Source organism: Pseudomonas sp. Con_6 (genome assembly GCF_059379395.1).
Map to the genome: position 1 here is coordinate 3162157 of NZ_CM182011.1, position 11791 is coordinate 3173947.

The 11791-nt window shown below is 63.7% G+C and carries 15 protein-coding genes and 1 pseudogene; 11 read left to right on the forward strand and 5 right to left on the reverse strand.

Annotated elements, in window-relative coordinates; translation table 11 throughout:
• Nucleotides 1-9 precede the first annotated feature (9 nt).
• The gene (locus AC5QPF_RS14120) at nt 10-483 is read left to right on the forward strand and encodes an arsenate reductase/protein-tyrosine-phosphatase family protein (protein WP_494963808.1); all 474 of its coding nucleotides are present in this window, start codon (nt 10-12) and stop codon (nt 481-483) included.
• A 41-nt stretch (nt 484-524) separates the two neighbouring features.
• On the opposite strand, the gene AC5QPF_RS14125 is transcribed toward AC5QPF_RS14120, so the two are convergent.
• From AC5QPF_RS14125 to AC5QPF_RS14135, 3 genes are all read right to left on the reverse strand, one after another.
• Complete coding sequence (locus tag AC5QPF_RS14125) at nt 525-1358, reverse strand: helix-turn-helix domain-containing protein (RefSeq protein WP_494963809.1); 834 nt, start codon at nt 1356-1358, stop codon at nt 525-527.
• Nucleotides 1359-1360: 2 nt separating this feature from the next.
• Nucleotides 1361-1579 carry a hypothetical protein gene (locus AC5QPF_RS14130; RefSeq protein ID WP_494963810.1) on the reverse strand — a complete coding sequence of 73 codons (219 nt, stop codon included), beginning with the start codon at nt 1577-1579 and terminating at the stop codon, nt 1361-1363.
• An 83-nt stretch (nt 1580-1662) separates the two neighbouring features.
• The gene (locus AC5QPF_RS14135; RefSeq protein WP_494963811.1) at nt 1663-2736 is read right to left on the reverse strand and encodes a zinc-binding dehydrogenase; all 1074 of its coding nucleotides are present in this window, start codon (nt 2734-2736) and stop codon (nt 1663-1665) included.
• A 195-nt stretch (nt 2737-2931) separates the two neighbouring features.
• Between AC5QPF_RS14135 and AC5QPF_RS14140 the strand changes: the two genes are divergently transcribed.
• Nucleotides 2932-3858 carry a universal stress protein gene (locus AC5QPF_RS14140; protein WP_494963812.1) on the forward strand — a complete coding sequence of 309 codons (927 nt, stop codon included), beginning with the start codon at nt 2932-2934 and terminating at the stop codon, nt 3856-3858.
• A gap of 28 nt (nt 3859-3886) precedes the next feature.
• Here the strand turns inward: AC5QPF_RS14140 and AC5QPF_RS14145 are convergent, their stop codons facing one another.
• Nucleotides 3887-4435 carry a GNAT family N-acetyltransferase gene (locus AC5QPF_RS14145; RefSeq protein ID WP_494963813.1) on the reverse strand — a complete coding sequence of 183 codons (549 nt, stop codon included), beginning with the start codon at nt 4433-4435 and terminating at the stop codon, nt 3887-3889.
• A gap of 183 nt (nt 4436-4618) precedes the next feature.
• Between AC5QPF_RS14145 and AC5QPF_RS14150 the strand changes: the two genes are divergently transcribed.
• The gene (locus tag AC5QPF_RS14150; protein ID WP_494963814.1) at nt 4619-5545 is read left to right on the forward strand and encodes a universal stress protein; all 927 of its coding nucleotides are present in this window, start codon (nt 4619-4621) and stop codon (nt 5543-5545) included.
• Nucleotides 5536-5757, forward strand: a pseudogene (locus AC5QPF_RS14155) (MBL fold metallo-hydrolase); the annotation flags it as partial. The gene AC5QPF_RS14150 and the pseudogene AC5QPF_RS14155, both read left to right, overlap by 10 nt.
• Before the next feature lie 37 nt (nt 5758-5794).
• Here AC5QPF_RS14155 and AC5QPF_RS14160 read toward each other — a convergent pair.
• On the reverse strand, nt 5795-6358 hold the full coding sequence (locus AC5QPF_RS14160) for a GNAT family N-acetyltransferase (protein WP_494963815.1): 564 nt from the start codon (nt 6356-6358) through the stop codon (nt 5795-5797).
• A 248-nt stretch (nt 6359-6606) separates the two neighbouring features.
• Between AC5QPF_RS14160 and AC5QPF_RS14165 the strand changes: the two genes are divergently transcribed.
• The 7 genes from AC5QPF_RS14165 to AC5QPF_RS14195 all read left to right on the forward strand — a co-directional run bounded on the left by AC5QPF_RS14165 (nt 6607) and on the right by AC5QPF_RS14195 (nt 11790).
• On the forward strand, nt 6607-7032 hold the full coding sequence (locus AC5QPF_RS14165; protein WP_494963816.1) for a YeeE/YedE family protein: 426 nt from the start codon (nt 6607-6609) through the stop codon (nt 7030-7032).
• Between the two features lies 1 nt (nt 7033).
• Complete coding sequence (locus AC5QPF_RS14170) at nt 7034-7453, forward strand: DUF6691 family protein (protein WP_494963817.1); 420 nt, start codon at nt 7034-7036, stop codon at nt 7451-7453.
• 86 nt (nt 7454-7539) lie between these two features.
• Entirely contained in the window at nt 7540-8217 is a 678-nt protein-coding gene (locus AC5QPF_RS14175; RefSeq protein ID WP_494963818.1) for a thermostable hemolysin, read from the forward strand.
• Nucleotides 8207-9670 carry an AMP-binding protein gene (locus AC5QPF_RS14180; RefSeq protein ID WP_494963819.1) on the forward strand — a complete coding sequence of 488 codons (1464 nt, stop codon included), beginning with the start codon at nt 8207-8209 and terminating at the stop codon, nt 9668-9670. Before AC5QPF_RS14175 ends, AC5QPF_RS14180 begins: the two co-directional genes overlap by 11 nt.
• A gap of 8 nt (nt 9671-9678) precedes the next feature.
• Complete coding sequence (locus AC5QPF_RS14185; protein WP_494963820.1) at nt 9679-10359, forward strand: iron-containing redox enzyme family protein; 681 nt, start codon at nt 9679-9681, stop codon at nt 10357-10359.
• Entirely contained in the window at nt 10346-11152 is an 807-nt protein-coding gene (locus AC5QPF_RS14190) for an SDR family oxidoreductase (protein ID WP_494963821.1), read from the forward strand. The genes AC5QPF_RS14185 and AC5QPF_RS14190 overlap by 14 nt, the downstream gene beginning before the upstream one ends.
• Nucleotides 11149-11790, forward strand: coding sequence for a hypothetical protein (locus AC5QPF_RS14195; protein WP_494963822.1), 642 nt, complete (start codon nt 11149-11151; stop codon nt 11788-11790). Before AC5QPF_RS14190 ends, AC5QPF_RS14195 begins: the two co-directional genes overlap by 4 nt.
• Nucleotide 11791: the final 1 nt, after the last annotated feature.

The window sequence follows — 11791 nt, forward strand, 5'->3', positions numbered from 1 at the left end:
GAACCTTCCATGCGAGTCCTCTTCATGTGCACGGCCAACAGTTGCCGCAGCATTCTGTCCGAAGCGCTGTTCAACCACCTGGCGCCGGCGGGTTTCGAGGCGATCAGCGCGGGCAGTTTCCCCAAGGGCCGGGTGTTGCCCCGCAGCCTGAGCACGCTCGAGCAGGCCCATGTTTCGACCGACGGCCTGTACAGCAAGGGCAACGATGCCTTTGCGGGCAATCCACCCGATATCGTCATCACGGTGTGCGACAAAGCTGCCGGCGAAACCTGCCCGGTGTACTTCGGTCCGGCGTTGAAGGCGCATTGGGGGCTTGAGGATCCCTCTGAGGAAGTGGGTGACGAGGCGTCGGTCGACGCTGCCTTCCGCGCTACCCTGGCGCGGATCGAGTCGCGCTGCGTGGCGTTCTTCGCACTGGCCTTCGATCACCTTGATCGCGAGCAACTCCAGCGCGAGCTGAATCGTATTGGCGAACTGCCGTGAGCGGAGCGCTGGACGAGGGACGGCCCGCCCGCGCCACCATGTCATTGCCAAGGCTCAGGGTGTCGGACATGACGTCCTGATGGGGCGTTTGCGCTCCCAGTCGGGGCCCCTAGCTCAATCGCCATCAATGCCGGCAGGTCGAGTATTTCCACCAGCCGGCCGCGGAGCTCGACGATGCCCTGGGCACGCAGGCGAGCGACGCACCGGCAGACGGTTTCCAGGCGCAGGCCAAGGTAGGACGCCATGTCCTCGCGGGACATGCGCAACACGAAGCCATGGGCCGAGTAACCACGGCGGACGAAGCGTCTGGACAGCCCCATCAGAAAGCTGGCCAGCCGTTGTTCGGCGGTCAGGTTGCACAACATCAGTACACGTTCGTGCTCACGCACGATTTCCCGGCTCATCAAGCGGTTGAGGCTTTGCTGGAGGACCGGGAAATCCCGGGCCAGGGCTTCCAGGCGGCGATAGGGGACAGGGCAGACCTCGCTGTCTTCCAGGGCGATGGCGTCGCAGACGTGGCGATCGGTGGCAATCGCATCCAGGCCAAGCACGTCACCGGGCATCCAGAAGTTGATCACCACCCCCTGGCCTTCGGGGGTAGTCAGGCTGGTCTTGAAACTGCCGCAGCGCACGGCGTAGAGCGTGGTCAACGCATCATTGGCGTTGTATAGCGCGGCGCCCTTGCGAATTCGCAGGCGAGGACCGATCAGCGTTCCCAGGCAGCTATTGTCGTGCACGGGCAGGCCGGTGGGCAGGCACAAGCCGTTGACCCGGCATTCCCTGCACAGGGTCGCCAGCGGCTTGAAGTGGATCGGAGGGGGCATGGTCGACGAAGCGGGCTCCTCCAGCAGCGTGACCTTCAGTTGACCAGGCATCTTCAGGACTCCTTCGTATATCGAAGAAGAGCCCAAGCGGCCACGCCCGTGCGGGTCGTACTATGCGCCAGCATGTCCGGCGAATGCGGCGCGTCAAGGCGTGCGTTGAGCCGTTCGACGAACTGCTCGGCCTCGGTGGACGAGTTGAAGCTTACCCGCCAGTCATCCATGCGGACCCACCAGCGGTTGTGTTCGGTGTGCTTCTCGACGTAGATGTTCATCGGCGCCTCCAGAACATGCAGGGACAAGACAACTGCAGATCAATGCAACGCGAAGGCGTCCCTGCCGGTCAGCGGAGCGAAGTTCAGGGCGTGATCGCCACTTTCATCACGCCATCGCGCTGGTGGGCGAACAGGTCGTAGGCAGACTCGATGTCGTCAAGGCGGAAGCGGTGCGTCACCAGCGGGGAAACGTCGACCCGGCCACTTGAGACCACCTCCATCAGCCGGCGCATGCGTTCTTTGCCGCCAGGGCACAGGGTGGACACGATGCGGTAGTCACCCAAGCCTGCGGCGAACGGCCCCAGGGGAATGCTCAGGTCGGTGCTGTACACCCCCAGGCTGGACAGGGTGCCGCCCGGGCGCAGTACCCGCAGCGCCGATTCGAAGGTGGCCTGGGTGCCCAGTGCCTCGATCGCCACGTCGACGCCTCGGCCATCGGTGAGCGCCATGATCTGATCCACCACGTTGCCTTGCCTGAAGTCGACGATGTGGTCGGCGCCCATGCGGCGGGCCATGCTGATCCGTGCGGCGACGGTATCGATGCCAATGATGGTGGTCGCGCCGAGCAGCCTGGCACCGGCGACCGCGCAGAGGCCGATCGGGCCCAAGGCAAACACGGCCACTGTGTCGCCAAGGGTGACGCCGCCCCGTTCGGCGCCGGAAAAGCCGGTGGACATGATGTCGGGGCACATCAGTACCTGCTCGTCGCTAAGCCGGTCGGGAATGGGCGAGAGGTTGGCCATGGCCTCAGGCACTCGAACGTATTCGGCCTGGCAGCCATCGATGACGTTGCCGAACTTCCAGCCGCCGATGGCTTTGAAGCCATGCCGGGTGCCTGCACCGTCCTGGGAGGCGCAGCCGCACAGGCAGGCAGTGCTGTGGCCGCTGGGGGTGATCGCCCCGGCAATCACCCGCTGTCCCTCATGGAACCCTTGAACCTGTGCACCAAGCTTTTCGATCACGCCCACCGGTTCATGGCCGATGGTCAGGCCTTTGGCCACCGGGTATTCGCCGCGCAGGATATGCACGTCGGTGCCGCAGATCGTGGTGGTGGTGATACGGAGCAAGGCATCCAGCGGGCCAATGTCGGGTATGGGCTTTTCGTCCAGCACGATACGGTTCTTGTCGACGAACACCGCTGCTTTCATGAGGACCATGACATGCCTCCGGGGCCGGGATTGTGGTTGCCAGGGGACAGCGTGCGCCCTGCATGCCTCGAAACCTTGATCCGGGTCAAGCCTGCGCGGCATCGGACATACCGTTGGTCTGCAGGGCTCGAGTTGATAAACATCAAGTCGGCAGAACACGGGCGACAGATGCTTGGGGAAGTATCGCAACCGTAGAGGTGTGCCATGGAAACCCCGCAAAGACTGCTACTGATCGCCTCGCCGCTGATGCGCCGAACCCCGGTCTACGACCGTGCCGCCGCGCTGGCCAAAGCCAAGGGCATGGCGCTGCACATCGTGGCGTTCGACTACCTCGAAGGGCTCGCTACGGCGGGCCTGGTGAATGACCAGGCCCTGGCGGCGTTGCGCGACGGGTATGTGCGGCAACACCGCGAGTGGCTCGAGTCCCAGGCGCTGCCGATGCGGCGCACGGGTATTACGGTGACCACCGAAGTGGTGTGGGTACTGCACCCCTTGAACGAGATCCTGGTGCACCTGCGCGAGCAGCCGTTCGCCATGCTGATCAAAGCGTTCGAGCATGAGTCGTGGTGGATGCGCGCCATGTTCACTTCACTGGATATCCAGTTGTTGCGCGAAACCCGCATCCCGTTGCACCTGGTGCACCAGGCCAGCCATGCCTTGCCGCGCAGGATCCTCGCTGCCGTGGACCTGTCCAGGCCCGAAGATCAATACGAAGGGTTCAACGACCAGATCATCAGCGAAGCGCTGAAACTGGCATTGCAGTGCAATGCTCACGTCGATTTGCTCTATGTCTACGACCTGGGATCGATGTACCTCGACGCAGCAGGAGGCCGGGAGCCTTCGTATCTGTTCGACTCCAATCTCGCCCGGACCCTTCATGAAGCCCAGGGCGAAGCCTTCCAGGCGCTGGCCGAGCGCAACGGGATTGGCCGCGAGCAACGGCACATGCGGGTCGGCGATCCGGCCAAGGTCCTGGCGTTGTTCATGGAAAGCAACGAGATCGATGTGCTGGTGATGGGCAGCTATCACCATCGTGGCATTGGCGGGTTCATCGGCAGCACTGCGGAGCGGGTGATGCATCGGTTGTCCAGCAGTGTGCTGGTGGTTTCGCCCGAGCATTCCCAGGGGTGAAGCGCAAGGCCCGCAAGGGCCTTGTCGTTCAAGGGCGCAGGTCCAATTCGTGAAGGATCTCGCTGACGTCGCCGCCCAGGTAATGCCAGGTGAACCCCAGCCCCTTGGTCAACCGGTGCATGGCATAGTTGTTGGCCAGGTCCCTGGAGATCATGCATTCATAGCCATTGCGTCGGGCTGCCGCGATCAGGTGTTGCATCAGCCGCCTGCCCAAGCCTTTACGTTGCCATTGCTCATTGACTGCCACGGCACATTCGCATCGCTGTCTGCCGGGAATACCGGCATAACGGCTTACGCCGATCTGGTGCAATTTGCCGTCTGCATGAGCCAGCGCGACGTAGGCCACGCGCTGATGGTCATCGACAGGCATACCGGATGGATCCAGGTCAGGGAAGCCACCACTGAGCCCAGCGATCAAACGAAAACGTCGAGCCTCATAGGCAATCGTGCTCAGGAAATGCTGGTCCCTGTCGTGGTCTTCATCGCGCAGGGGGCGGATCAGCACTGGCGAGCCGTCATCAAGGCGTTCCACCCGGTGGTCACATGCTTGCGGCTGTTCGGTTTGCTGACGGTTCATGTTGTCTCCCGGTGATCCGACCCGTGCCTGGTGCAACCGTTGTAACCCGGCCTCCCGATACGGTTCTGACAATCGTCAAGTTCAAGCCGGGTGGTGGCTTTCTGATCTGCATCAAGCGCCGTCGGTCGATGCACGGAATAGTGCTTGCATCACACACCAGTGGCGCACGCCCGGAGGTTCACCATGGGTCAATATCGACAACTGCTGGTGTTGCTCACCGACGTCAACCCGCATTCCGCCGCGCTGCGCAGCGCCCTTGCCCTGGCCCATGTCAGCGGTGCCCGCGTGCATGTGTTGGGGCTGTTCGAGCCTTGCGAGGAGCACTTGCTGCGTGAAGAACGGCTGAGCAACGCTGAGATCGAGCGCCAGTACGGCCAGTATCGTGTTCGACTGGCGGAATGGGGCGAGCGCCACCGTGGCAGTGGCGTCACACTGACGGTCGACACCTTGAAAGTCGACGATCTGTGCAGCGAGGCTATCGACTACATCAGCCAATTGCAGCCCGATATGGTCATCAAAGACAGTGAGGCTGCCTCTACGCTACGCCGGCTGTTCGGCAGCCCGCTGGACGTTGCCTTGATGCGGGGCTTCAAGGGCATGGTCCAGTTCGTCCCGAAAGCGGCCGTCTCGTTACCCCGACGCATCCTCATTGCTGTGGATACAGCGTTCAGCGAGACACCAACCGTGCAAGAGCACTTCAATCGTGGACTGATCCGTGCCGCCCGGGCATTGGCCTTGCAGTGTGATGCACAACTGCACCTGCTTTCGGCCTATGACCTGACCGGAGTCATTGCTGCCGATGTGAATGTGACCGAGGCATGGCTCGGCGAGCTGCGTGAAGCAGTGCGGGAGCCCTTCAACGAGCTTGCCGATGCAGAAGGCGTTGCGCCCGATTGCAGACACTTCATTGAAGGCAGCCCGGTGCAGGTGCTCCGTAAGCAGGTTTTCGCCCTGGAAATCGATACGCTCGTGATGGGCGTCGAGCAGCCCAAAGGACTGGCCAAGCTGCTGGGCGATACCACCGAGCGTATCGTCAGCCATCCACCCTGCAATGTGTTGACGGTACACCCGGACGAGGCCGGAGCGTGGGAACCGCAGTCATGCAACTGACCTTTTTGGGTGGCACTGGCACCGTCACAGGCAGCAAGTTCCTGTTGACCCATGGCGGTACGCGGTTTCTGGTGAATTGGGCGCCGTTATCTCCTGCCTTGCGGGCGCTGAATGCCGTGGTGCTGACCCACGCCCACCTCGACCACAGCGGGTACCTGCCGGTATTGGCGCGCGAAGGCTTTCGTGGGCCGATCTCTGCCAGTCCGGGGACGTCGCCGCGCCTGGGGGGGCTTGCACGGCGGTCGCAGATCAAACCAGTGCGAGGCGGTGGATGACCTGGCTCGGGTCATCCGGATCCCTGGCTGTGGTGAAACCTGCCGCCTTGGCCAGGTCACGCATGGGCTGGTTGGCTGCGGAGTCAATCGAGTACATCTGCTGGAAGCCTTTGGCCCGGGCATGATCGGTCAGGTGCTTGAGCAGCAATCGGCCCAGTCCGTGATGTTGCCAACTGTCGAGGACCGTCACGGCGCACTCGCAGGCGGCGTTGTCGACAGCGGCATAGCGAGCGATACCCACTTCCTGCAATTCGCCGTTCTCGTGGGCAAGGGCGATGAAGGCGGCCTGGCGGTTCTGGTCGACCTGCATCAGCTGATCGAGCATGGCTTTGCCGGGCTCCTTGACCTGGCAGAGGAAGCGAAAGTGCCGCGACTGGGGGGAGAGCCGTTCGATGAAGTTCTTTTCCCGTTGCCGGTCCTTGGCGCGTAGCGGTCTGACCAGCACGTGGGTGCCATTCTCGAGGGCTTCGATCCAGTGCTCGCCTGCGGGCGTCGGAAACTGGGGAGAGGGTAGGGGGGAAGTCTCGGTGGGAGTCATTGCGATTTCCTCGACATCGATTGACCAGGGAGCACCAGTGTCGGTGGTGGACCTGGAACGGGTTTGATCATTGTCAAGAAACGGCCCGACACCGATGTTCCATCCGGGCGATGACGGAAAGGGAGCACGCGAGTGCACTTATCTGGAGGGTGGCACTATCATCGCCACGTCCTGCCCAGCCTGCTTCTCCAAAGCAGGTGCCTGGGGCTGGGCAGAGGTTTGGCCTGCGTATTCGATAAGGAGTCAGCATGAACGATTTCACCCCATGGTCGGCGTTGGCTGGAGGCGCCATGATCGGTTTGGCGGCCGGGCTGTTCGCCGTGGCGAACGGGCGTATAGCCGGGATCAGTGGCCTGCTCGGCTCGTTGTTGCAACGCAGCGAAGACGGGCGCGGGGAGAAGGTGTGCTTTTTGCTCGGGATCATCGCCGCGCCGCTGTTGTGGCACCTGTTCTCGACGTTGTCCCCCGTCGATTTCGCGGCCTCGCCCTGGCTGCTCATCAGCGCCGGCTTGCTGGTCGGTATCGGCACACGCTACGGCAGTGGGTGTACCAGCGGCCATGGGGTCTGTGGCCTGTCGCGGTTGTCGCCGCGCTCGGCGGTGGCGACGCTCTGTTTCATGGCGGCGGGGTTCATCACCGTCTATTTCCTTCGGCATGTACTGACAGGTGCCTGATATGAAGCGGATCAGTGGTTTCATGGCCGGGGTCCTGTTTGGCCTGGGCCTGTTGCTGTCCGGCATGGCGAATCCGGCCAAGGTCCTCGGTTTTCTCGACATCGCCGGGCAGTGGGACCCGTCGTTGGCATTGGTCATGGTCGGGGCCATCGGCGCTGCTTTCCTGCTCATGACCTGGGCCCGGCGACACGCCGTGGCATTGCTCGGCGGGAAGATGCGGTTGCCAGAGCGACGTGATATCGATCGCCGGCTGGTAGGCGGGAGCCTGGTCTTCGGTGTTGGCTGGGGGCTGGCAGGCGTGTGCCCGGGTCCGGCACTGGTGCTGCTGGCTGGCGGATTCTGGCAAGCCTGGCTGTTCGTGGCGGCGATGCTGGCTGGCATGCTGCTGGTCAATGCCGTGGAGGCGCGCCGGCGGAGTTGAGATCCCGCCTCGGTCCGGCGCTCTTCAGACTCCCTTCAGATTCACCATCGATACTCCCCCCGACCAACCCAATCGGGGGGAGATCCATGATTCAAAGCCTTTGGAGCAGCCTGCTCCCATTGCCTATCGGCACCCATGCTGACCATCACGCCCGCTTGTCCTTGCATCTGTGGGACGATCCCGGCCGGGGTGAGCTCGAGCACTTCATTCATCGATGCTTCGCTGATGTACACCAAGCCGATGTCCACCATTACTTGCCGGAATTGCTGGCACTGCGGGACAGCCACGGACAACTGATCGCTGCGGCGGGCATGCGCCCGGCCAGCAGTGGCCCGTTGTTTCTCGAACGTTACCTGGACGAGCCTCTGGAACACGCCATCTCACGTGTGGCGAACGTGCCCAAGGCGCGGGAGTGCATGGTCGAGGTCGGCAACCTGGCCTCACTCAGCGCCGGCAGCGCGCGGATCATGATCACTGCCGTGACGTGGCTACTGGCGACGCGCGGCCTGGAATGGGTGGCGTTTACCGGGGCGGCCACGCTGATCAACAGCTTCCAGCGCCTGGGGCTGGTGCCCACCGTGCTGGCGCCGGCCGATCCTGCGCGGCTGGACGAGCCTGCCGGACAGTGGGGGCAGTACTACGCCCAGCACCCGCAAGTGTTCGTCGGTGAGATTCATCAGGGTTTCGAGCGACTCAGCACCGCGGGTGTGTTTCGCCGCCTTGGTTTCCCGGCTCTGGGCGAGGAGACCGGCCATGCCGCATGAACTGGAGCGCTTCCAACAGTTGCTGCTCGCTCATGGGCGGGAGCACGGTGATGCCCTGGCCGTCGAGGGCGCCAACGAGCGATTCACCTACAAGCAACTGCTCGCCGAGGTGTGGAAACGGGCGCAGGACCTGGAGGCGCGACCGCCAGGTGTGCTGGTCATGGTGCTGGATAACGGCCCTGAACTGTTGTTCTGGGACCTGGCGGCACTGGTCTCGCGCCGGGCCTGTGTGATCGTGCCGACGTTCTTCAGTCCGTCGCAGGTGCAACATTGCGTCGAACAGTGTGGCGCACGCCTGGTGCTCTGCCAGCAGGCCTGGGAGGGTACGTTCAGCCAACTGGGCTTCATCGGGCAGGACGGTTTCTGGGTGCGCGAACCGGACGCTCCGGTGACGCTGCCTGAAGGAACCGCCAAGATCACTTACACGTCCGGTAGCACGGGGACGCCCAAAGGCGTGTGCCTGGGCGCGGACACCATGCTGCGGGTTGCCCATGAACTGGAGCAGGCCAGCCGGCCCACCGAGCCCCGGCGCTACCTTGCGGTACTGCCACTGGGCGTATTGCTGGAAAACCTGGGGGTCTATGCGGCACTGATGGCAGGGGCCAGCGTGCTGCTGTATCCCCAGGCGAACCTGGGCATGGGCGGCGCCAGTCAGGTCGATTTCCGGCGCTTGCTGGGGGCTATCGCCCTGAGCGGGGCGCAGAGCCTGATCCTGGTTCCCCAACTGTTGATGGGGCTGGTCACGGCCATCGAGCGAGGACTGACACAGGTCGGCCCGCTACGTTTCGTCGCAGTCGGTGGGGCACGGGTGTCGCCCAGCCTGCTGGCACGGGCCGAGGCCGTGGGCTTGCCGGTGTTCGAAGGCTATGGGCTGTCGGAGTGTGCATCGGTGGTGGCGCTCAATCGGCCGGGGGCAGTGCGCCCGGGCAGCGTCGGCCGGCCATTGCCCCATGTACAGGTGCGCATCGCCGAGGACGGCGAGGTTCTGGTCAGCGGCTCGGTGCTGCTCGGCTATCTGGGCGATCCGCCCGCACCGTCGACCTGGTGGGCGACCGGCGATCTCGGGTACTTCGACGAGGACGGCTACCTGTACCTGAACGGGCGCAAGAAACACCAGTTCATCACCAGCTTCGGACGCAACGTCAACCCTGAGTGGGTGGAAGCCGAGCTGACCCAGGGCGGCGTGATCGCCCAGGCGTTCGTCCAGGGTGAAGGACTGCCGCACAACCTGGCCTTGCTCTGGCCGCTGGACCCGGCGTCAAGCGATGAGGCCATTGAACAGGCCGTGCAGCGCAGCAATGCGACATTGCCCGACTACGCCAGGGTGCATGCCTGGCGGCGCCTGCCCAGTCCCCTGAGCGTCACCGATCACACCCTGACCGCCAACGGGCGGCTGCGCCGCGAGGCCATTGTGCAGCGTTATCACTCCCTTTTGTCCGACATTCCGTCGTGAGGTTCGCCATGTCTTTTTTCGACACCCTTCAGTTGCAAACCGCCCAGGAACGCCAAGCCTTGTTCGCCGTGCCGGTGATCCGCGAGGCCCTGGTCGGCCAGGTCAGCCGGGACAGCTACATCGCCTTCCTCACGCAGGCCTACCACCATGTGCGCCATACCGTGCCGCTGATGATGGCCTGCGGCGCGCGCCTGCCTGCACGCCTTGAGTGGCTGCGCGGTGCGGTGTGCGAATACATCGACGAGGAGTATGGCCACGAACAGTGGATCCTCAACGATATCGGGGCCTGTGGCGGCGACTGGGAAGCGGTGCGGGATGGCCGGCCGGCGTTGTCCATCGAATTGATGGTGGCTTACCTCTACGACCTTATTGCCCGAGGTAACCCGGTGGGGTTGTTCGGCATGGTCAACGTCCTGGAGGGCACCAGCATTGCCCTGGCCACCCACGCTGCCGGTTCGATCCAGACCAGCCTGGGGCTGCCGGATACCGCGTTCAGCTACCTGAGCTCCCATGGCGCCCTGGACCAGGGCCATATGGTGACCTACAAGGGGCTGATGGACCGCCTGGACGACGTCGACGATCGCCGCGCGGTGATACATGCCGCCAAGGTGGTGTACCGCTTGTATACCGAGATGTTCGAAGGCCTGCCACGTGCGAGCCAGGCGCAGGTGCAGCATGCGCTTGTCTGAATCGGTGGTGGTGCTGACCGGTGCCAGCGGTGGCATCGGCCTGGAGCTCGCCGAGCAGCTGTGCGCGGCTGGCGCCCGGGTGCTGGCGGTGAGCCGGAGCTTGGGTCAGTTGGCGAGCCTGATGAGTCGTTACCCGAATCGGCTGCACTGGCAGACCGCCGATCTGCGTACCCCGCAAGGTCGTGAACAGGTCGTCAGCCGGGCACGCGAGATCGGCGGGATCAATGTATTGATCAACGCTGCCGGAGTGAACCGCTTCGCCTTGCTCGACCACCTTGACGAGCACGCGCTGGACGAGTTGCTGGACATCAACCTGAAGGCACCGTTGCAACTGACCCGCGCTTGCCTGCCGCTGCTGCGCGAGCAACCCAAGGCGCTGGTCGTCAATGTCGGCTCCACCTATGGCTCCATCGGCTACCCCGGCTATGCGACCTACTGCGCCAGCAAGTTCGCCTTGCGAGGCTTCTCCGAAGCGCTGCGCCGCGAGCTGGCCGACACCACGGTGGATGTCCTGTACGCCGCGCCACGGGCGACCCGCACGGGCATGAACAGCAGTGCCGCGAACGCACTCAACCAGGCCCTGAAAGTCGGCATGGACGACCCTGCCGATGTTGCCCGGGCCGTGCTTGCGGCCGTGCAGTCCGAGCGCAGCGAACTTTACCTGGGATGGCCGGAGAAGCTGTTCGTCAGGATCAACGGCATGCTGCCCGGCGTGGTCGATCGCGCGCTGCGCAAGCAACTGCCTGTCATTCGCCGCTACATCGGCAGCCATTCCAAGGAGTCAAGCAAATGAAGCGCCTGATTATCGCCAGCCTGCTGGCCTTCGCCCCGTTCACCTGGGCACTGGACCAGCCTGCAACCCAGCGCCTCAGCGACATCCAGCTGCGCTGGGCGCAGATCCAGTATCAAATGCCGAAAGAACGCCGGGCCGATGCATTCGAAAAGCTTGCCGGCGATGCCAGCCTGTTCGTTCGCCAGTACCCCGGTACGGCTGAACCCTTGATCTGGGAAGGCATCATCAACAGCAGTTGGGCAGGCGCCGTTGGCGGCCTGGGGGCGTTGGGCAAGGTCAAGGCGGCCAAGGCCAGCCTGGAGGCGGCGATGAAGCTGGATGCCAATGCCCTGCAAGGCTCGGCCTACACCAGCCTGGGCACGCTGTATGACCAGGTACCTGGCTGGCCGATCGGTTTCGGTGATGCAGACATGGCCGACCAGTTGTTGCGCAAGGCGCTGCAGATCAACCCCGAGGGTATCGACAGCAACTACTTCTGGGCCGATCATCTCTACCGGCACAAGCGCTACGCTGAAGCCAGCGCCGCCTTGCACAAGGCGTTGCAGGCTGCACCGCGGCCAGGGCGTGAACTGGCCGACCAGGGCCGGCGCGGCGATATCAATGCTTTACTCTCCGCCATCAAGGACAAACAGGACTGAT

What these genes read in the sequence shown, in the direction of transcription:
- AC5QPF_RS14120 (WP_494963808.1), top strand. Translation starts at nt 10, where the DNA reads ATGCGAGTCCTCTTCATGTGCACGGCCAACAGTTGCCGCAGCATTCTG.
- AC5QPF_RS14125 (WP_494963809.1), bottom strand. Translation starts at nt 1,358, where the DNA reads ATGCCTGGTCAACTGAAGGTCACGCTGCTGGAGGAGCCCGCTTCGTCG.
- AC5QPF_RS14130 (WP_494963810.1), bottom strand. Translation starts at nt 1,579, where the DNA reads ATGAACATCTACGTCGAGAAGCACACCGAACACAACCGCTGGTGGGTC.
- AC5QPF_RS14135 (WP_494963811.1), bottom strand. Translation starts at nt 2,736, where the DNA reads ATGGTCCTCATGAAAGCAGCGGTGTTCGTCGACAAGAACCGTATCGTG.
- AC5QPF_RS14140 (WP_494963812.1), top strand. Translation starts at nt 2,932, where the DNA reads ATGGAAACCCCGCAAAGACTGCTACTGATCGCCTCGCCGCTGATGCGC.
- AC5QPF_RS14145 (WP_494963813.1), bottom strand. Translation starts at nt 4,435, where the DNA reads ATGAACCGTCAGCAAACCGAACAGCCGCAAGCATGTGACCACCGGGTG.
- AC5QPF_RS14150 (WP_494963814.1), top strand. Translation starts at nt 4,619, where the DNA reads ATGGGTCAATATCGACAACTGCTGGTGTTGCTCACCGACGTCAACCCG.
- AC5QPF_RS14160 (WP_494963815.1), bottom strand. Translation starts at nt 6,358, where the DNA reads ATGACTCCCACCGAGACTTCCCCCCTACCCTCTCCCCAGTTTCCGACG.
- AC5QPF_RS14165 (WP_494963816.1), top strand. Translation starts at nt 6,607, where the DNA reads ATGAACGATTTCACCCCATGGTCGGCGTTGGCTGGAGGCGCCATGATC.
- AC5QPF_RS14170 (WP_494963817.1), top strand. Translation starts at nt 7,034, where the DNA reads ATGAAGCGGATCAGTGGTTTCATGGCCGGGGTCCTGTTTGGCCTGGGC.
- AC5QPF_RS14175 (WP_494963818.1), top strand. Translation starts at nt 7,540, where the DNA reads ATGATTCAAAGCCTTTGGAGCAGCCTGCTCCCATTGCCTATCGGCACC.
- AC5QPF_RS14180 (WP_494963819.1), top strand. Translation starts at nt 8,207, where the DNA reads ATGCCGCATGAACTGGAGCGCTTCCAACAGTTGCTGCTCGCTCATGGG.
- AC5QPF_RS14185 (WP_494963820.1), top strand. Translation starts at nt 9,679, where the DNA reads ATGTCTTTTTTCGACACCCTTCAGTTGCAAACCGCCCAGGAACGCCAA.
- AC5QPF_RS14190 (WP_494963821.1), top strand. Translation starts at nt 10,346, where the DNA reads ATGCGCTTGTCTGAATCGGTGGTGGTGCTGACCGGTGCCAGCGGTGGC.
- AC5QPF_RS14195 (WP_494963822.1), top strand. Translation starts at nt 11,149, where the DNA reads ATGAAGCGCCTGATTATCGCCAGCCTGCTGGCCTTCGCCCCGTTCACC.